Source organism: Anaerotaenia torta, from assembly GCF_050433395.1.
Taxonomy (GTDB): Bacteria; Bacillota; Clostridia; order Lachnospirales; family Lachnospiraceae; genus Mobilitalea; species Mobilitalea torta.
On the sequence record NZ_JBNPXH010000001.1, the window covers coordinates 535385 to 554812 of the forward strand.

Below are 19428 nucleotides of genomic sequence, written 5' to 3' on the forward strand. Positions count from 1 at the left end.
AGTAGAAAAGCATGGAGAAGATGGCGGATGCATTGAAGAATATCAGCCATAAGGCACCGGGATCAATGCTGGAGGCGCTGCAGCTGGCGTGGATATATGGCATCATGTCACCTCTGCTGCAATTTGGCCGAATGGATGTATACCTTGGCGATTGGTATGCCCATGACATTGACAATAATATCATCACGGAAGAGGAAGCCCTGGAGATGCTTCAGAGCTATTTCAGGCAGATTGACAGCCTGGACAGTGAGACGGATTGCCGGGTTATTGTGGGCGGCTATGGAAGAAGAAATCCGGAGAATGCGGACCGCTTATGCCTGGTGGCTGCGGAGGCCTGCAGAACCGTGAAGGAGATATTACCCCAATTTACATTAAGATTTAACAAGGATACGCCGAAAGAGGTTTGGGATGCCTGTATGCGATGCATCGAAGAAGGGAGAACCTTTCCCCTATTATATAATGATGATGTCCTGGTTCCGGGACTGATGAAAGCCTTCCATGTAGACAGAGCCAGAGCAGAATCCTATACGCCCCTCGGCTGCGGTGAGATAGAATTTGATCATTACAGCTTCGGAACGCCAAGCGGCTCCTTAAATACCTTGAAAATATTAGAGCTGGTTATGCGGGGGGGATATGATCCCATTATGGATTGGACGCTGATACCTGGTATCAAGGATCTGGAAGCAAGCGGGACCTTTGGTGGAATTACAAGGCGGAGGAGGAAAACCGGGGTTGTTAGGCGGTGAGGTTCCGAATGAACGAGATGTGACGCTTTGGAACTGGAATACAGCTGTGGCCGGAGGCAAGGGAAGTGTATACTGGCAGTATGCTCCGGAACCTTCAGGGCTTGAATTGCCTGGGTTTGGATTAACAGGATTTCTGGGAGAGAATACGGAGAGGAGTAAGGCGGCAGGAAGGGCAGCCGCCCATTTAAATCAGCCGGTTCTTGATGGTGCCGGACGTAGGATGCCCATGAATGCCATCTATGTCTCCAGGCATAGTGAGCTGCTTTGTTTTTCGGCAGATCGAAAAGAAGAGCTGTATGCAGGAAGCATCAGCGGCGTATATAAAGCGGCATATATGGCTGGGATACCTGTCAGATTCTTTCACGAAGACTATATTGAAGAATTATTGCTGAGCGGAATCAAAACACTCTATCTGCCTATGCCACTGGTTTTGTCAGAGAAGGAAGTTGACATATTCCATCGGTTTGTTGAACTGGGAGGTGTTTTAATCACAGAGGCCTGCCCTGGATTGTACCGGCAGGATGGCCTGTTAGAGCAGGGTGGCGTGGCTCTGAACACCCTGTTTGGGATTCACCACAAGGAGATTCAAGCGATACCTGAATCTGGAAAGATATCCTCTGTTGGTAAGGATGATTTGGGGGAATTTACAGGGCAGCTATACCGCCAATTAATAATTCCCGGCGAACAGACAGCGGTATTAGCGGAATTTCCGGATGGAGAGCCTTCTGTTACGGAGTTTGGAATTGGCAAGGGAAAAGCAATATGGATTGGGACATATCCGGGATACTGCTATGAACATACCGGAGAAGCCGAAACGGGAAAATTATTAATACATTGGTTCCATAAAAATGGATATGACATAATAAAACGCATTCATATTTCGGACATTGAGGAACAGGAGATTTTGCTGGCACCTGTGATCAGATTGCTGGAGACGGATAGGGAGTATGTACTTATTGTTGTAAACCACACCTATCAAAAGACGGATATCTGTGTGGAGTTTCATGATGAACAAAGAATAGATGAAAGCAATTATGAAGGCAGAAAGCTTTATATGAGTATTGCACCTTCCGCGGGTCAAATATATCATTGGAAAAAAGATAGTGCAGAATAATATGAAAAGGAAACCTGGAGCCGCTCTTGTTCAATAGGGAGCGGTTCTTATTGTTTTATTTTTTGCTGTTTTTACTGCTGCAAAATTCAAATTAACAAAAAACAGGTAGTATCCTATAGGCTATTTGTGATAAGATAAAGCTTATAGAAATCGATAGCAGAATAGTTAATGGAAAGAAGCTTACAGCAGAATATGAGATAATACAGATTATTAGAATAACTGCATCTACGTAGCACCCACGATTACAGGGCATGCATTATGTTCCTGTAATATAAATCATGAGAACAATCTCATCTGTGTCATACATCCTGATTACAGGAACACGTATTATGTTCCTGTAATATAAATCATGAGAACAATCTCATCTGTGTCATACATCCTGATTACAGGAACATGTATTATGTTCCTGTAATATATAGAAAGGTCGTCATATAATGAAAACATTAATAATAAACGGTTCTCCAAGAAGAAGAGGGGATACTTCGGAGCTGCTGGCAGAGTTAAAAAAGCAGCTTAAGGGAGAGATTGTTGAGATCTCGGCGTATTATGATAAAATAGCGCCCTGTATAGACTGTAGGATGTGCTGGAAGAAAAAAGGCTGTGTCATTAAGGATGATATGGCGCAGATTTATAAGGACGATTTTGATACCGTTGTCCTTGCGTCGCCGCTGTACATGTCTAATCTCACCGGCCCGATGGTCAGCCTGGCAAGCCGGTTCCAGTCATATTATGCTGCTAAGCGTTTTCTGAGGGATGAAATGGATATTAGAAGCAAGGTTGGCGTTTTAATTCTTGTGGGCGGCGGGGACGGCGGGCCGGAACCAGCCAGAATTGTGGCAGAGTGGATGTTTAAGCATATGAAAGCGGGATTGAAGGAAGAAAATATTGTTCTTTCGTTAAACACGGACAAGCAGCCTGCAAAAGATGATCTTAATGCAATGATTAAAATGAAAGATATCGCATGCAGGCTCAATCAAATGGATACATTTTAATTTGAGATAGACAGGAGTGAAGAAGGATGGATAGCAGCAAGCTTGCGGAGTTACATCGTCAAATACTGCAGTGCCGGCAGTGCCAGGATATCTTTGGCTTTGAACCTCGTCCCATCGTGCTGGGGCATCAGAATGCCAGAATCATGCAGATCAGTCAGGCTCCGTCGAAAACCGTACATGAAACAGGAAGACCGTTTAACGATATCAGCGGAAGAAAGCTCAGGGGTGAGTGGTATCAAATATCATATGAGGATTTCTACAATCCGGATCATTTCTATATTGTGTCTATGGCGCATTGCTACCCCGGTAAGGCGCCGGGAGGAGGAGACCGCCGCCCGCCGAAGGAATGCTCGAAGCAGTGGCTTGTGAAAGAGATGGAGCTGGTAAATAATGAAATCTATATTATAATCGGCGGAATTGCGGCAGAGTTTTTCTTTCCGGGAGAGAAAATCACGTCACTGGCCTTTGAGAATAAGGAAATCAACGGAAAGCCGGCATATATACTGCCTCATCCGTCTCCTCTCAATGTAAAATGGCTGAAGGACTATCCCCAGTTTGAAAAAGATAGAATTCATGAGATACGGAAGGCAGTTCATAAGGTATTAAGCATTAGAGATTGAGAATGGATGGAAGTAGAGAGAAGTACACCAAAAAGTACACTATGTATTATCCAATACGTATGATATAGTAGGCGTACATTACTGGTAAGGCATACCTTTGCCGACCTAAGGGAGTGCGCATCATGGCATATAGTGCCATAGCATAATCATAAACGCGTTCATGGGTATATGATTATGCGATACATTTCGACAATCAGGAGGAAGAGTTATGGCGAATCTTTCGCAGGAAAAAAGACATCGAATGCTTGCGTTTCTGGATACCATAAAAGAGGAGCACAAAGACGATGATGAAGTTATAAAGGCACTGAATGAGATTGAAACGGAGCTGACGGCAAAGAAGTACGGTCTGATCTGGGAAGAACATGAGGAAAATGTGGATATCAAGATGAAAACCCAGGTGCCTGTGTGGATAGATGTACGCGAGAAGGAAATTACAGCCGCTCCCGGAGAACCCTATCATTTTCTGTTGGAGGGAGATAACCTGCACAGCCTGCGGCTTCTGGAGAAAACCCACAGGGGCAGAATCGATGTCATTTATATTGATCCGCCTTATAATACAGGCAACAACGATTTTACCTACAATGATGAATTCATAGATTCGGAAGATAAATTCAGGCATTCCAAATGGCTGTCCTTTATGGAAAAAAGACTAAAAATAGCCTATCAGCTTCTATCGGACGACGGCCTTTTCTTTGTTTCCATCGATGACAACGAGCAGTCTGCCCTGAAACTGCTTCTGGATGAAATTTTTTCTGAGAGAAATTTTGTGATCACCTTGCCCAGGATAACAAAGAAAAGCGGCAAGACAACAGGTTCCTTTTCCAAAAATCATGACTATGTGCTGGTATATACAAAGCGAAACCAGGACATTTTCGTCATGGAGGAGCATGTGGACTCTGCCTTCTGCAACGAGGATGAGTGGGTGGAGGAACGGGGCAAATATAAATTAAACCAGACCCTGGACTATGACAGCTTATCCTATAGTGCCAGCCTGGATTATGCATTAGAGATCGAAGGAGAAGTATTCTATCCCGGAACGGATCAAGCTGCATGGGAGACCCGGCAGGCAGGTGATCACCGGCGGGCGGACTGGGCCTGGAGATGGAATAAGAAGCTCTTCGAGTTTGGATATAACAATGGATTTGTAGTGATCAAGCGTAAGAATGACGGGACGGCGAGAATCTATACGAAGACCTATCTGAATGCAAAGATAGAGAAAAATAGTAGTACGGGGGAGTACTGTATTGAGTATAAGAAACGGACCAAGCCCTTAAGCTCCATCGGATTAATTGAAAATGAATATTCCAATGATAATGCAAAGAAGGATTTGGATGTGTTTGGCCTGAAGGATGATTTTGATTATTCCAAGCCGGTGGAGTTAATAAAAAGACTGCTCAAAAACCACTATAACAGGGATGCTGTGGTCCTGGACTTCTTTGCCGGAAGCGGAACCACAGCCCAGGCAGTCCTTGAACTGAATGCCGAGGATGGCGGGCAGCGAAGGTTCATCCTATGCACCAATAACCAGAACAAAATATGCGAGGAAATAACCTACAAGCGGTGCCATGATCTGATTTTCAATTATAACTTCAATAAAACAGCTGCTACGGTTCTCTATGAGCATAAATTAAGCCTTCAGGATTTGAAAAATGCCGGAGAACTGCTGAAGGAAATAGAAGGGATAAGAAAGGAAAACGAGGGCGTCTATCCTAAGTTCAAAACGGAGATTAAGAATGACTGCCTGCGGCTTCTGGGATTGACCCATCTAAAGGAAATGCAGGGCATGAAAGCCAATATGAAATACTATAAAACAGGATGGGTGCCAAAATCCGCTGACGGTCTCCTGGGGGACGAGCTGCTGAAGCATATGGAGGAAATGATTTGTCTGGAGCAAGCATCGGATATCAATAACGGGAGCTGTTTCCTCCTTCTATCCGATGAGGATGCCGACCGGCTGGAGGCAGAATGGCAGCGGTATACTGATTGCAGGATGCTTTATATTTCCAAGGACGTCCTTCTCACCTCGAGCCAGGAAAAATTATTTTCCGATGCCCGGATCAATATGATTCCGGAGTATTACTTTATGTCTGAATTAAGGGAGGCTGGCGAGATATGGTAGCAGGATTGCCTCATGGCCTTTTTGAATTTCAGGAGAAATGCGTAAATTTTCTTCTGGATAAGTCCTACGCTCCCGGCAGCAAAGAAACCATCATGGTAAAGGCTCCCACGGGATCGGGAAAAACAATCATTCTAATTGATTTCATAGACGAATATCTGAGCAGGGTAAACCGTAAGACGGCTTTCCTGTGGCTATGTCCGGGAAAAGGCAATCTGGAGGAGCAGAGCTGTGAAAAGATGCGCAGACTTACCCCCTCCCGAAAAACCCAAAGCCTGATGGACGCTCTGCAAAATGGCTTTGAAGAAGAAAGCACCACCTTCATTAACTGGGAGCTTGTGACCAAAAAAGACAACACGGCCATCCGTGACAGCGAGGGGAAGAACCTGTTTGACCAGATTGCCAGAGCACACCGGAACGGAACCGAGTTCCTTGTGATAATTGATGAGGAGCATTCCAACAATACCAGCAAGGCAAAGGCGGTCATAGATGCCTTTTCAGCCCGGCATATCCTCCGAGTCTCCGCCACAACGGTAAAAAATAGCCGGTATGAGTTCTATGAAATCGACGAACTGGATGTAATCGATGCAGGCCTCATAACCAAGGCCATCAGCATTAATGAAGGCATCACAGACAATATGGAGATTACCAATGATTACGAATGCCTGCTGGAGCTGGCCGATGCGAAGCGGAAGATGATCGCCGAGCAATATACGGCTTTGGGAAGGAAGATCCGTCCTCTCGTATTGATTCAGTTCCCCAACGGCCGGCCGGAAACCATAAAAGCGGTGGAAGCAAAGCTGGAGGCTATGGGTTATACCTATGAGAATGGCATGGTCAGCAAGTGGATGTCGGAAGAGAAAAGAGATTTGCCGGAGAATCTGACGGAGAATAACGCCTCACCGGTGTTTCTGTTAATGAAACAGGCCATCAGCACAGGATGGGATTGTCCTCGGGCCAAGCTTCTGGTCAAGCTTCGGGAAGGGGGTACGGAGGCTTTTCAGATTCAGACCATAGGCAGAATCCGGCGCATGCCGGAAGCCAGGCACTATGATAATGAAATATTGGATTATTGCTATGTCTATACCTTTGACGAGCAGTATAAGGCAGGCCTGCTGTCGGAAATGGACAGGGCTTATGAGGTACGCCGGTTATTCCTTAAGGACAAGTGTAAGACCTTCACACTGGAGAAGGAAAGCCGCAATCTGGATGCGGACGGTCTGGGGGAACGGGAGGTTTTAAATAAGGTTCACGATTTTTTTGCGGCAAAATACAAGCTGGCCGGGGGAAAAGAACAGAACAAGAATCTGCTTTCTGATGCCGGGTATGTCTTTGGCGATGAAATCCTTGGAAAGGCATTGTACGGCGAATTCGTCCGCAGCGATGCGCTGACAGAGAGCATAGCCTACCATAAAACAAGAAGCAGAGTGAATACGCATAAGCATGGTATCCTTCTGCTGCATAGCGTGGATGAAATTAAGTCTGCAATCGGGATGCAAAGCGCTAAAGTCAAGACTGTCCTGGAGCGTTTATTCCGAAAGGGCGGCACGGATTACAGAAAGCTGCTGACGCTGGACACGGCTGAATTCTATGCCTTCATCATCAATAATGTCCATCGTTTAAAGCAGGAGCTGCGGGAGGTCACAGCCACCATGGCAGCACAGGGTTCTATCATCAATCCGAAAAAATCAACCTTTAAAATACCGGAGCAGGATTTCTTCCAATACGATCCCACGGTAAAGAAGGAAGTGGATTTTCTCTCCAATGCTTATGAGGGATATACCTCCGGTTTTTCAACCAGCAGGGTCCGAAGCAATTCGGAACAGCTGTTTGAGCGGTATTGTGAACGCATGGAAGGTCTGGACTGGGTATATAAAAACGGCGATACGGGGCAGCAGTACTTTTCCGTTGTTTATGTGGATGCTTTTCAGAAGCAATGGCTGTTCTACCCCGATTATATAGCCAGGAAGAAGGACGGCACGGTCTGGATTATTGAGACGAAGGGCGGAGAATCCAGAGGGCAGGATAAGAACATTGATAAGCAGATTGAGAATAAATTTAATGCCTTTCAGCGGTACGCAAAAGATAAGAACGTAAGGTGGGGCTTTGTCCGTGACCTGGATAATGAGCTGTATATCAATTATACCCGTTTTACCGGGGATATGTCGGACGAGCATTGGGTTGCACTTACGGATGAGTTTTAGCATGAGGTGGATGGAATGGAGATTTTTATTGTAGACGGCGCGGGAGTCTGCGATATACCGTCGGATGATGGATTAAATAAAAGAGAAATAGAATTGCTGCTAAGTCATACGACCAATACATGGCAAAAGGGGCGGGAAAGGTCAGAGCTGGAAAGAGACACTATCCAGGGTAAGAAAGCCGAATTTGCATTTGAGAAATTTATTGAAAAATACACCGATGTCAGATTTTTATCCTATGACAGCTTTCGAGGGGATCATTATCTCAGTCATGCCCCCTTTGACGGACTGGTCTACAAGGCAGGGACTCCTTCCGGTATTTTGGAGGCATATATTGAAAAGATTAATGCTGAAGTTGCGGGAAGTAATAATTTGGGCATTATCAGCACAGACTTAAAGAGGGAAATGGAGGAAAGCGGTTTATTCTCCATTGAGATTAAATCCTCGGTTTTAAAAGGAAATTTAGGTGATTTCAAGGGTACCAGCGGATCGATTCCCAGAACAGAGGAGGATTACGGGAGGATCATTAAGAATATTGAGCGGTGGGATTTCTTTGTATACCCCCACTATTGCAGATCCAATGAGGAAATCAAGAGCTTTTATGATTACGCCTCCTATGTAAAGGACAACTATCAAAAAGACTTTCCTAAGCTGACCAATGAAGTATTCTTAAAGAGGCTGATGCAGATAGAATTTGATCATGCCAGCGATGTTTATACCAGATTATATTTTGACTATGATGCGAATAAGCTTTATATTCCGGGCTATGTGCTGAAGGAGGATTTCTTCAAACAGCCCTGCTTGCTTAAAATGCCGGGAAACAAGTCAGGAAAAGCCTTATATTATATGCATAGCATAGCGGACCGGACTTCCTTTTGTGAGATAAACGGAGACAGCCGGATCTGGGAATTTGATCATGCGATGGCCTATACCAGGCTTTTTGCCGGGGAGAGAAAATTCTGTAAGGGATGCGGAAATCCTTTATTCCTTTGTGATAGCAAGAAAAATTGCTCCTATTACTATAGATGCTTTGATTGCAATAGAACCTATGATATGAAATCAGTGTAGCTGTGAAAGAGAGAGGAAATAGTGGAATGAAAAAGCTGGACAGGGAATTTTATGACAGGGATTCTGTCGTTGTTGCCAAAGAGCTTCTGGGAAAGGTGCTGGTGCGCGAGATAGAGGGGCAGAGAGTTTCAGCCAGGATTGTGGAAGCAGAGGCATATATGGGAGTGATAGATAAGGCTGCCCATTCCTATGGGGGCAAGAGGACGCCCAGAGTGGAGGTCATGTACGGGGAGCCCGGATTCTCTTATATCTATATGATTTATGGCATGTATCATTGCTTTAACATAGTTACGAATAAAAGAGGAACCCCGCAGGCGGTGCTGATCCGGGCTGTGGAACCCCTGAAGGGAATTGAGTGGATGGCGAATAAGAGATTTGGGAAGCCTTATGAACAGCTCACAAAAAGCCAGCGAAGGGGTCTTACCAGCGGTCCGGGAAGGCTGTGCGGTGCGCTGTCCTTAGACAGAAGCTTTAACGGGGTAGATCTGTGCGGAAATGAATTATATGTTGAAGAAGGCGGGAATGAGGAGTTTGAAATAGTAGAAACAAAACGGGTAGGGATTGACTATGCAGAGGAAGCGAAGGACTACCTCTGGAGATTTTATGTAGAAGGCAACGAATATGTTTCTGTAAAATAGAGCGGCACAAAGTCTATTAGATTTTGATAATAAAGTACGTGAAAGAGTGTGTTGCCATAGGATTCATGAATACTGAGTATGCCTTTCGTGTTTTTCACTTGAAACACGGACATAATTATGATATAATTATGTCATTCGGAAGGAGTTGATGTAAATGCCACTTATTATGCCAATTAAAGACTTAAGAAAAACAAGTGAACTTTCAGATATTGCGCACCAAGTACAGGAACCTATTTTTATTACAAAAAATGGATACAGTGATCTTGTAGTTATGAGTTCGGAATTATATGATATGCTTGTGGGCATAAATAGAACTGACCAAGCAATCTACGAAGCAGAGAAGGATGTAGCTGCAGGAGCCGAGCCGATGGATGCCGCTGATGTCTTTGCTGGATTGGAGAAAAAGTACTTTGGATAAATATACTGTCAAAATTTTTCCGAAAGCAATAAATGAGTTAGATAAAATCTATAAATATATTGCAGTGGATAAGCTTTCTCCGGAAAACGCAAAAGGACAGGCAGCAAGAATCAAAAATGCGATACTATTACTTGATACATTTCCACAAATGCATCAGGACAGAATGGAAGGAAGATATGCAGGGAAAGGTTATAAGCAGCTTCTCATTGACAATTACGTCGCGATCTTCAAAATAGAGGAAGAAAATAAAACGGTTTACGTTGTTACGATCCAATACCAAAGACGTAATATATAATTATGCAGGCATCTTATTGAGGCTGTCAAAACCAACGCATATAAAAACAACCCCGGGCGATTTTCAGAGCTGCGAAAGCCTGATTATTCCGGGGTTGTCTCTATGTGGGATGGAACGAGTTAAGAAATCTGCTCCTGGTAAGAAAAACCGCGGAGCTTAAGCTCTGTTGCTCTATGGCAGGATACCAGCCGTCCCCCGCCCACATCCTCTAATTCAGGAACATCTGTCTTACACTTATCCATACAATATCTGCATCTTTCATGGAAATAGCATCCGGAAGGCGGATTTGCAGGGTTCGGAATTTCACCCGTTAAAGGGATGCGTTCTAACTTTATTTTAGGGTCAGCCACGGGTACAGCGGATAATAAGGCTTCCGTATAAGGGTGCATGGGCTTTTGAAACATCTCTTCTGTTTTTGCAAATTCGACTAATTTCCCTAAATACATAACGCCCACCTTATCAGAGATATGCTCTACCACCGATAAGTCATGGCTGATGAATAAATAAGTCAGCTGCATCTCCTTTTGCAAATCCCGCAGCAAATTAATCACCTGTGCCTGAATGGATACGTCAAGGGCCGATACCGCCTCATCACATACGATAATCTGAGGTCTTAATATCAATGCTCTTGCAATTCCGATCCGCTGTCTTTGACCGCCGGAAAAGGCATGAGGGTATCTCATCAAATAAGAAGTATTCAGCCCTACCTTTGCGGCAATATCCTTTACCCTTTCTTCCATCTCCGCCTTTGGCATTTTAGGATAATTGGCCTTTAACGGTTCCTTTATGATATCAAGCACGGTCATTCTGGGATCAAGGGAGGAATAGGGGTCCTGAAATATCATCTGGATTTCTTTTCGTATGGACTTCATGGTTTTCTTGTCGATACTTAAGAAATCATATTCCCTTCCGTCCTTTGCCCGATATATTACCTGACCTTCCGACGCTTCAATTCCTCTTACAATGCATCTGCCCAAGGTGGTTTTTCCGCAGCCGGATTCCCCTACAATGCCAATGGTTTCTCCTTTTTTAACAGGAAAGCTTACATCGGTAACTGCCTTTACGCATACCTTTTTTGAGGTGAATCGTTTATGGATGTTCTTTACTTCTAAAATATAATCTTTTTCCACGTTACATCCCTCCTCTGGCAAAGCAGCTTACCTCGTGCTGATTCCCTGCGTTTGTTAATACAGGCTCCCTTTTGTTGCAGACCCCTTCGATTCTTTCGCTGCATCTGTCATAGAATCCGCATCCGGGAGGAAGATTCATAGCCAGGGGTACGGTTCCTTCAATGGAAAACAGCTTTTCTGTCTTCTTTGTTCCGATTTTATGTACGGAACCGATTAACCCTTTGGTATAGGGGTGCTGGGGATTTTCATATAGTTCATCAATGGGGGCAGTCTCTACTATTTTCCCGAGATACATAACAGCAACCCTGTCACACATTTTAGATACCGTACCAAGGTCATGGGTAATAAAGAGGATGGACATACCGAACTCTTTTTGAAGCTCCTTCATAAGCTCTAATATTTGTGCCTGAATGGTTACATCAAGGGCCGTTGTAGGCTCATCGGCAATTAAAAGCTTGGGTTTGCATACAAGAGCCATGGCAATTAATGCCCTTTGAAGCATACCGCCGGAAAATTCATGAGGGTACTGGTTATACCTTTTTTCAGCGTTGGCAATCCCCACTTTTTTCATTATCTCCAGGGATATTTCTTTGGATTTTGCTTTATCCTTTGTGATATGAAGTCTGGTACACTCATTAATTTGATTGCCGATGGTGTACATGGGTGAGAAGGATACCATGGGCTCCTGAAATATCATGGAAATCTGCTTTCCTCTTATATTTCGGATCTCTTTTCCCCTTGGATTTAAAGAGATCAGGTCAATCATCCCTTTCTCATCGGATTCAAAGAAAATGTGCCCTTCTGACACGCATTTTTTCTCATTAATCCCCAATATGGCTTTGCTGGTAAGGCTTTTGCCACAGCCGGATTCTCCTACGATTCCCAGGGTTTCTCCCTTTTTAATGGAAAAGTTCACACCTCTCACTGCATTAATGGTTCCTTCGTCTAATTTTATATTAACCTTAAAGTCACGCACTTCAATTAGGGTTTCATTTTTATTATTCAAGCGATCCCTCCTGTCTACTTATATGGGTCTGCCGCATCCCGTAAGCCGTCACCTAAAAAGTTAAATGCCAGGACTGCAACAATAACGAAGAATAACGGTATCATCTTCCAAGGATATTGTGAGAAGTTAGCGATATTCTTGGTTTCATCCAGCAATACGCCCCAGCTTGTTGCAGGAGTCCGGATGCCCAGCCCCAAAAAGCTCATGGAGGTTTCACCGATAATACTGGAAGGAATGCTAAGGGTAATACTAACAATCAAATAGCTTAAGAATCCGGGAACTAAATGCTTTAATATGATGACTCCGTCCCTAACTCCGGCGATTCTTGCCGCCATAACATAGTCCTCATTTTTTAAAGACATAAATTTACCGCGAACGACTCTGGCGATACCGCACCAATTGATCAGAGAGAGAATGACCGTAATAAACAGATACATCTGGATGGTTGAAATACCTGCCGGAATGGCCGCTGACATTGCCATCCATAAAGGGATGCTGGGAATCGCTCCGATTACTTCTATAATCCGCTGTATCACGTTGTCAATGACTCCGCCGAAATATCCTGAAATACTGCCGATGGTAATACCCAGTACAAAGCTTATGGCTGCACTGGCAAAGGGAATGGTTAGAGAGATCTGGCTTCCGTAAAGTATTCTTGAAAAGATATCTCTTCCCAGCTGGTCGGACCCAAAGAGCATAACCTTGCCCCCGGTGCCGCCGGCAGAGCCTGTACTTGTGCCGAATAAATGGATATTAGACTGAATCAAACCTAATATCTTATATTCTCCGCCTCTGACAAAGAGCTTTAATTTGTAATATTCGGAAGTGTCCTCCGTGATTTCCACACGGAAGGTTTCGGGATTATTATATTTTTTTACGGAATATACAAAAGGGCCGACGAATTCTCCTTCATGAAAAAGATGAATTTTAGAGGGAGCTGTGTTTTGATATGTTTTGTCGTAATCCTCTAATCCGTAAGGGGCAATAAAGCCTGCAAAAATAACACCGATATATAATAATCCTAAAATCCACATACTAATTTTAGCAAGCTTATGTTTTCTTAGCTTTCTTGCCATAAGAGTCCATTGGGAAGCTAAATAATAGGATTCACTTTTATTTACTTTCTTTTTTCCAAATACCATTATTCATCCCTCCCTGCGGTATATCTGATTCTTGGATCCAGCCAGGCCAGCATAATATCGGATAATAGGGTTCCTGCCACTACTAAAACTGCCTGAACCATAACGATGGTTCCTGCCAGGTACATATCCTGTGCTTTCAATGCCTTTAACAGCTCAGGCCCTAAAATCTGAAGGTTTAAAACCATGGCTGTTACGGTTGAGCCGGAAAACAAATGGGAAAGCATTCCTCCGATACCGGATACCACGGGATTTAAGGAAGCCCGTAAGCAGTATTTATAGATAATAACCTTTTCTGAAATGCCTTTTGACCTTGCCGCCAATACATACTGCTTTGACTGCTCATCCAGCATCTGCGCTCTTATAGTTCTTATAATACCGCAGGTACTGGCAGTACCAATTACAATTACCGGTATGATAAGACGTTTTAAAAACTCTCCCAGGTTATAAAAATGAATTCCATTTTGAAGCATTTCTGTGGAATATAACCCCAGGTTTGCACTTCCCGTCATTTGAAAGGACCAATACATCAGTACAATGGCAAGAAGGAAGTTGGGAACTGCCTGGCCGAAAAAACCGATAAATGAAACGATGTAGTCTCCGATGGAATATTGATGGGTAGAGCTGTAAATTGCAATGGGAATAGAAATTCCATATTGAAAAATGGTTATAATAAGAGTTAATACAATTGTCATCCCGACAGTTCTTGAGATAACCGCCCAAACCGGCTGACCATAAATGAAGGAGTAGCCGAAATCCCCTTTTGTAATAATATTTTTGGTCCAATTAAAATATTGTACATGCCAGGGATCGTCTAAACCATAATACTCTCTCCACTGGGCTATTTCTTCTGCTGTAAACACTTCGCCCTCTGCCGTTCTGGCAGATATTAAGCTGTTCACATAATCCCCCGGCGGCAGTTGAATAACAAAAAAGATAATAAGAGATATGAGTATTAAGGTTGGAATAAATAATGAAATTCTCTTAAGGATATATTGTACCATATAATTACCTGTCCTTCCAAAGCCGACCTGCTTCTTTTCGTCATCGGGGCCATTGCAATAGGTGGATAAAATTGCAACAGCCCCTTGTTATTCATTCATTATTCAGCAATATACCATGTCTGGATATGTCCGATGCCTAAATCACGGAACTCATCGCTCCAAACAGAAGTCTGGGGAAAATTCTTAATTCTATCATTTACCGCATGATAGGTGGGAGCTGCATCTACATATCCGATAATCCATACATTTTCTTCATGTAATTTCAGCATCTCCAATGCGATTTTAAGCTGTTCTTCTTCTGTAACTGCTGCTTTCAGTTTATCATACAGGTTGCACAGCTCAAGTAAATCTCCCGTAGGTTCTACGCCGGATGCGCCTTTGGTGGTATACCATTCACCCACTAAGCCGTACCATGCGGCATAGTTTCTTACGGGAACGATGGTATCCGGTCTTAGAATAATACTCATGGTTGACGCGGGTGCAACCGGTCCTAGAATACAGTCATAATCATTTGCTAATAAATCATTATCCAAGGTTGCTCTTTCGTAATCCCTAAAGGTTGTATTAATACCTGCTGCTTTAAAATAAGATTCAAGAATGACATAAGCTTCATTGGCACCTGAGCCGGTAAAGCCTTTCATATTAATAACCAGATCTGTTCCGTCGGCAAAATCATAAAATCCGTCCGCGCCCATCACTAAGCCTAAGCCTTCTAACAGAGATTTTGCTTTTGCCACGTCATATTCCGTCCATTTACGCTTCCATGCTTCACTATATCCTAAAAGACCTTCCTGGGGAGCCGCCTGTGCCCCTGGTATCCAGCCTTCTGTGAGAAGTGCGGCAACCTCTGTTCTGTCCACTGCGATGGAAAGAGCCTGACGGAAATCCTTTTCTGCAAACAGTGCTCTCTTCTTTAAATCATTCACAGTTTGGTTTAATTGAAGCTGGGAAGCCATATCACTCCATGCTACGGAGCTCCAGGTATTAATTGTAATATTACCTCTTGCCTGTATGTTAACAATATCTGCCCTGGACACTGCCATCATATCAGAAGTACCATCCAACAGGTTCAGTAATTCCTGGTCACCTTCTGCAGAAACCAGAGTATATGCTATTTTATCCATATAGGGAAGCTGGTTTCCCTCGGAATCTACCTTCCAATAGTATGGATTACGAACAAATTCAAAATAAGTACCCGTTACATCACTCTTTCCTTCCTCCGTTGAAAGGATATAAGGATTTAAAGTAGGAAGTCCGGGAATATTCCAGAAGTAATATCCTGTATATTGACCCATAGTCGCTGCATCCGCATAACCTAATGAGGTTGCTAACGCCTCCATTTTTTCCTCGCCTACAAATTCAGCAAGTATCTCTTTGTGATAATGTGCCGGTGCATAGAGCCATTTTGCATTAATAGCGACGTTTTCAATAAAATTAGGTCTTGTTATATCAAAGGATACCGTAAAGGTATAATCATCTACCTTCGCAAATTTGGCGATGCTTCCATCCTCTGCCTTAAAGCAATCCCATAAAGCCTTGCCGAAGGTTTCTTTTAAGGCCATGTGTTCGTAGAAAAAGATGCAGTCATCTGAAGTAAAAGGCACACCGTCAGACCATTTCATACCTTCGCGCAGGTAAATGGTGTAAACAGTTGCGTCATCATTTACATCATAGCCTTTTGCAACGTTAGGTTCTACGGTACCATCCTCCCTGAACCGGAATAAACCTTCTTCAATTGGCTTGCCGGTAGCCCAGGACTTATTTCCCGCGCTGGAAAGAGTACGATTTAAGCTTCCGCCGTATACACCGATGCTTTCAGTGGGTTCAACCATAATATCCTCTGTCTTTGGAAGACGTTCTTCTACAACAGGAATAGCTTCGCTTTTCACTAATTCTGAAAGCATGGGAGCTTCTTTAAATTGTGAAAGCTCTGCCGGATCAACGGTAACCTCCGGCGCCTTGGTAGGGGCTGCCGTAGCCTCATCCTTCTTTTGCGGTTCCGGATTATCCGAGGGCGTATCTGGCTTTTTGCATGCTGTAAATAACAGCATTGCTACACATAAAAATGATAAAACTGTAACCCATTTTTTCTTCATAAATCTTCCTCCTTTAATAAAATGATTTAGCCTTTATTATGGTTATATAATAACAATCATAGAGCGAATAATCTACGCACTATTTGCTATATCGGACGGGATACATTGTATTTCTTGCTATTTTATTCGTTATATTGTATATTAATTGAAGTTTTAATATATTGTTTTGTGCATATTTAAAAAACAGAATAACAGTCCCCTGGCTTTTGAACTGCCGCAAAGCCAAGGGGGGCTGTTATTCTGTTTTTTAAGGGGTATCCTGTTATGAAAAGGTTACCACCGGCTTGGTATTTCCGTAAGTAAATTCAGGCAGCTTCGGGGTATGTGCCCAATCCACCGCATTGATAATCACCTTCTGTATTTCCGGCATATGATATACCGGGAAGGATTCATGTCCGGGTCTGAAGTAGAATATCTTTCCCCTTCCGCGGTGGAAGCAGCATCCGCTGCGGAACACTTCCCCGCCCTGGAACCAACTGATAAAGACCTGGGCATCCGGCGCAGGAATGTTAAAATGCTCCCCATACATCTCCTCGGCAGGTATGATGATCTTCTCATCCAGCCCCCTGGCAATGGGATGGGAGGGATCTGTCACCCAGAGAATCTCCTTCTGTCCGTCCTCCCGCCATTTCAGCAGACCGGTATCCATTCCGCAAAGCTTCTGGAATATTTTTGAGGCATGCCCCGAATGCAGTACAATTAACCCCATTCCTTTCATGGTAACATATTCATGGACACGATCCACAATCTCATCCTGCACTTCATGGTGAGCCGCGTGTCCCCACCAGATCAGCACGTCGGTCTCATCCAGTACCTCTTTGGTGAGCCCGTGCTCCGGCTGTCTCAGAACAGCCGTCCTGGTATCATAGCCTGCCTCCCTTAAAAATCCGGCAATACATCCATGTATTCCCTGGGGGTAGATTTTCGCAACCTCTTCCAGTTCGATTTCATGCAAATATTCATTCCATACCGTTACTCTTATCTTACTCATATACAAGCTCCTTTCCCTGTTCTATCCATATTTTTTCTGCTGATATCAGAAAACCATATCGGAAGTAAAAAGCAGCTTCCGGCAATTTGTATTATATATCAATTATAAAATAAGTGCCATAATTATAAATTTTATTTATTGACTTTAACCCTTCTAATAATCACCATAAAGTAGCAATATCGGAACGCTTTCTAAAAATAGTTCATTATATGCTCAGTATATATCATTGTTTTAATCATCAATACTTATTAAAATAGTAATCATAGCAATCAACAGATTATTGAATAAAGGAGTGTAGAATAATGAGAAAACAAGGGGTTAATCCGTACCTTCCATCCTGGGAATATATACCCGACGGCGAGCCTTATGTATTTAATGGCAGAGTCTATATTTACGGCTCTCATGATCGTTTTAACGGGTACGCATATTGCTTGAATGATTATGTCACCTGGTCGGCACCCGTAAACGATCTGTCCGACTGGCGGTATGAAGGAATTATTTACAAGACGGAGGATGTAGAAAACAATGATGACCGGGACAGCTGCCTGTATGCACCGGATGTTTCGGTAGGACCGGACGGCAGATATTATCTGTTCTATGTTGATAGCAAACGTTCTGTTGTGTCCGTTGCTGTGAACGATAAGCCAACCGGCAGATTTGAATTTTACGGGTATGTTCATTATTCTGACGGGACCAGACTGGGGGAGAGGGAAGGCGATGAACCGCAATTTGATCCCGGAGTGCTGACCGAAGGTGACAGAACCTATCTTTATACAGGCTTTTGCGGCAGGGGTGACAGATCAAGAACAGGAGCAATGGCAACCGTGCTTGGCCCGGACATGCTTACCATAATCGAGGACCCGGTTATAATCGTTCCCAGTGAACCTTACAGCAAGGGCAGCGGTTATGAAGGACACGAGTTCTTTGAGGCACCTTCTATCCGAAAACGGGGCGATCTCTATTACTTTATTTATTCCTCGGTAGTGATGCATGAATTATGTTATGCCACCAGCCGGTTTCCTACAAAAGATTTTGTTTATAAGGGTGTGATAGTAAGTAACAATGACCTGCATATCGATTCTTACAAACCCGCAGAGAAGCCTATGTATTACGGCGGCAATAATCATGGCAGTATCGTTGAGATAGACGGAGCCTGGTATATCTTTTATCACAGACATACCAATGGAACCAATTTCAGCAGACAGGGTTGTATGGAACGGATCGAATTTCTGGAGGATGGAAGGATTCCCCAAGTGGAAATGACCTCCTGCGGTTCCAATAACGGACCTTTGAATGGCTGCGGAGAGTATCCTGCATATCTGGCCTGTAATCTGTTCTGCAGTAAGGAATCGATTTATACCGATTTTACCGGTTCCTGGATGGACAATCAATTTCCTAAAATAACCCAGGATGGAAAAGATGGTGATGAAGAAATCGGCTATATTGCAAATATGAAAGCTTCTGCTACGGCAGGCTTTAAATATTTTAACTGCAGCGGGATCAACACAGTCAAAATAAAGGTACGGGGATATTGCCGCGGCGATTTTGAGGTGAGAACTTCCTGGGACGGAGCGGTATTGGGTAAAATATCCGTTGAGTTCTCAAATGTATGGAAGGAATATGCGGCTGATATTAAAATTCCGGATGGTATTCATGCATTGTATTTTACTTATACCGGTCAGGGAAGCGCGAGTCTGGCTTCTTTTACATTGGGCATATAAATACCAATTATTGGTTTTCCTGTTGAATAAGCGCATCAATTTTAATCTATGACACAGCTTTAAATAGATCATAAAAACATGAAAATACGTCATTATTATTCGGGATGCGGACACTTTTGCCGAATTTACAAGC

Annotated in this window: 17 protein-coding genes; 11 read left to right on the forward strand and 6 right to left on the reverse strand. The window is 43.6% G+C overall.

Annotated features, from left to right (window positions below):
- Window positions 1-11 precede the first annotated feature (11 nt).
- From HNQ56_RS02360 to HNQ56_RS02405, 10 genes are all read left to right on the forward strand, one after another.
- The gene (locus tag HNQ56_RS02360) at window positions 12-746 is read left to right on the forward strand and encodes a pyruvate formate lyase family protein (protein WP_429142372.1); all 735 of its coding nucleotides are present in this window, start codon (window positions 12-14) and stop codon (window positions 744-746) included.
- On the forward strand, window positions 733-1860 hold the full coding sequence (locus tag HNQ56_RS02365; RefSeq protein ID WP_429142374.1) for a beta-galactosidase trimerization domain-containing protein: 1128 nt from the start codon (window positions 733-735) through the stop codon (window positions 1858-1860). The genes HNQ56_RS02360 and HNQ56_RS02365 overlap by 14 nt, the downstream gene beginning before the upstream one ends.
- Before the next feature lie 434 nt (window positions 1861-2294).
- Window positions 2295-2852 carry a flavodoxin family protein gene (locus HNQ56_RS02370; protein ID WP_429142376.1) on the forward strand — a complete coding sequence of 186 codons (558 nt, stop codon included), beginning with the start codon at window positions 2295-2297 and terminating at the stop codon, window positions 2850-2852.
- 26 nt (window positions 2853-2878) lie between these two features.
- Window positions 2879-3472, forward strand: a complete 594-nt coding sequence (locus HNQ56_RS02375) for a uracil-DNA glycosylase family protein (RefSeq protein WP_429142378.1) — start codon at window positions 2879-2881, stop codon at window positions 3470-3472.
- Window positions 3473-3680: 208 nt separating this feature from the next.
- Window positions 3681-5591 carry a site-specific DNA-methyltransferase gene (locus HNQ56_RS02380; protein WP_429142380.1) on the forward strand — a complete coding sequence of 637 codons (1911 nt, stop codon included), beginning with the start codon at window positions 3681-3683 and terminating at the stop codon, window positions 5589-5591.
- Complete coding sequence (locus tag HNQ56_RS02385) at window positions 5585-7792, forward strand: DEAD/DEAH box helicase (protein WP_429142382.1); 2208 nt, start codon at window positions 5585-5587, stop codon at window positions 7790-7792. The genes HNQ56_RS02380 and HNQ56_RS02385 overlap by 7 nt, the downstream gene beginning before the upstream one ends.
- 15 nt (window positions 7793-7807) lie before the next feature.
- Window positions 7808-8857: a hypothetical protein gene (locus HNQ56_RS02390; RefSeq protein ID WP_429142384.1), complete on the forward strand. Its 1050-nt coding sequence runs from the start codon at window positions 7808-7810 to the stop codon at window positions 8855-8857.
- A 26-nt stretch (window positions 8858-8883) separates the two neighbouring features.
- Window positions 8884-9495 carry a DNA-3-methyladenine glycosylase gene (locus HNQ56_RS02395; RefSeq protein WP_429142386.1) on the forward strand — a complete coding sequence of 204 codons (612 nt, stop codon included), beginning with the start codon at window positions 8884-8886 and terminating at the stop codon, window positions 9493-9495.
- Between the two features lie 154 nt (window positions 9496-9649).
- Window positions 9650-9913 carry a prevent-host-death protein gene (locus HNQ56_RS02400; RefSeq protein ID WP_429142387.1) on the forward strand — a complete coding sequence of 88 codons (264 nt, stop codon included), beginning with the start codon at window positions 9650-9652 and terminating at the stop codon, window positions 9911-9913.
- Entirely contained in the window at window positions 9906-10208 is a 303-nt protein-coding gene (locus HNQ56_RS02405) for a type II toxin-antitoxin system RelE/ParE family toxin (RefSeq protein ID WP_429142389.1), read from the forward strand. Before HNQ56_RS02400 ends, HNQ56_RS02405 begins: the two co-directional genes overlap by 8 nt.
- A gap of 119 nt (window positions 10209-10327) precedes the next feature.
- Here the strand turns inward: HNQ56_RS02405 and HNQ56_RS02410 are convergent, their stop codons facing one another.
- The 6 genes from HNQ56_RS02410 to HNQ56_RS02435 all read right to left on the reverse strand — a co-directional run bounded on the left by HNQ56_RS02410 (window position 10328) and on the right by HNQ56_RS02435 (window position 17574).
- Window positions 10328-11338 (reverse strand): ABC transporter ATP-binding protein, encoded by a 1011-nt coding sequence (locus HNQ56_RS02410; RefSeq protein ID WP_429142391.1) that lies wholly within the window; start codon window positions 11336-11338, stop codon window positions 10328-10330.
- 1 nt (window position 11339) lies between these two features.
- Window positions 11340-12344, reverse strand: a complete 1005-nt coding sequence (locus HNQ56_RS02415) for an ABC transporter ATP-binding protein (protein WP_429142393.1) — start codon at window positions 12342-12344, stop codon at window positions 11340-11342.
- 14 nt (window positions 12345-12358) lie between these two features.
- Window positions 12359-13486 carry an ABC transporter permease gene (locus tag HNQ56_RS02420; protein WP_429142395.1) on the reverse strand — a complete coding sequence of 376 codons (1128 nt, stop codon included), beginning with the start codon at window positions 13484-13486 and terminating at the stop codon, window positions 12359-12361.
- A complete protein-coding gene (locus HNQ56_RS02425) occupies window positions 13486-14487 on the reverse strand; it encodes an ABC transporter permease (RefSeq protein ID WP_429142397.1) in 1002 nt (333 codons plus the stop codon). Before HNQ56_RS02425 ends, HNQ56_RS02420 begins: the two co-directional genes overlap by 1 nt.
- Window positions 14488-14585: 98 nt before the next feature.
- Complete coding sequence (locus HNQ56_RS02430) at window positions 14586-16583, reverse strand: ABC transporter substrate-binding protein (RefSeq protein WP_429142400.1); 1998 nt, start codon at window positions 16581-16583, stop codon at window positions 14586-14588.
- A gap of 262 nt (window positions 16584-16845) precedes the next feature.
- Complete coding sequence (locus HNQ56_RS02435; RefSeq protein ID WP_429142402.1) at window positions 16846-17574, reverse strand: ThuA domain-containing protein; 729 nt, start codon at window positions 17572-17574, stop codon at window positions 16846-16848.
- 302 nt (window positions 17575-17876) lie between these two features.
- Here HNQ56_RS02435 and HNQ56_RS02440 point away from each other — a divergent pair, with 302 nt between their 5' ends.
- Window positions 17877-19295, forward strand: a complete 1419-nt coding sequence (locus HNQ56_RS02440; RefSeq protein ID WP_429142404.1) for a family 43 glycosylhydrolase — start codon at window positions 17877-17879, stop codon at window positions 19293-19295.
- Window positions 19296-19428: the final 133 nt, after the last annotated feature.

Excerpts from the sequence above, each read along its gene's own strand:
- HNQ56_RS02360 (WP_429142372.1), top strand. The coding sequence starts at position 12 with ATGGAGAAGATGGCGGATGCATTGAAGAATATCAGCCATAAGGCACCG.
- HNQ56_RS02370 (WP_429142376.1), top strand. The coding sequence starts at position 2,295 with ATGAAAACATTAATAATAAACGGTTCTCCAAGAAGAAGAGGGGATACT.
- HNQ56_RS02375 (WP_429142378.1), top strand. The coding sequence starts at position 2,879 with ATGGATAGCAGCAAGCTTGCGGAGTTACATCGTCAAATACTGCAGTGC.
- HNQ56_RS02380 (WP_429142380.1), top strand. The coding sequence starts at position 3,681 with ATGGCGAATCTTTCGCAGGAAAAAAGACATCGAATGCTTGCGTTTCTG.
- HNQ56_RS02385 (WP_429142382.1), top strand. The coding sequence starts at position 5,585 with ATGGTAGCAGGATTGCCTCATGGCCTTTTTGAATTTCAGGAGAAATGC.
- HNQ56_RS02390 (WP_429142384.1), top strand. The coding sequence starts at position 7,808 with ATGGAGATTTTTATTGTAGACGGCGCGGGAGTCTGCGATATACCGTCG.
- HNQ56_RS02395 (WP_429142386.1), top strand. The coding sequence starts at position 8,884 with ATGAAAAAGCTGGACAGGGAATTTTATGACAGGGATTCTGTCGTTGTT.
- HNQ56_RS02400 (WP_429142387.1), top strand. The coding sequence starts at position 9,650 with ATGCCACTTATTATGCCAATTAAAGACTTAAGAAAAACAAGTGAACTT.
- HNQ56_RS02420 (WP_429142395.1), bottom strand. The coding sequence starts at position 13,486 with ATGGTATTTGGAAAAAAGAAAGTAAATAAAAGTGAATCCTATTATTTA.
- HNQ56_RS02425 (WP_429142397.1), bottom strand. The coding sequence starts at position 14,487 with ATGGTACAATATATCCTTAAGAGAATTTCATTATTTATTCCAACCTTA.
- HNQ56_RS02430 (WP_429142400.1), bottom strand. The coding sequence starts at position 16,583 with ATGAAGAAAAAATGGGTTACAGTTTTATCATTTTTATGTGTAGCAATG.
- HNQ56_RS02435 (WP_429142402.1), bottom strand. The coding sequence starts at position 17,574 with ATGAGTAAGATAAGAGTAACGGTATGGAATGAATATTTGCATGAAATC.
- HNQ56_RS02440 (WP_429142404.1), top strand. The coding sequence starts at position 17,877 with ATGAGAAAACAAGGGGTTAATCCGTACCTTCCATCCTGGGAATATATA.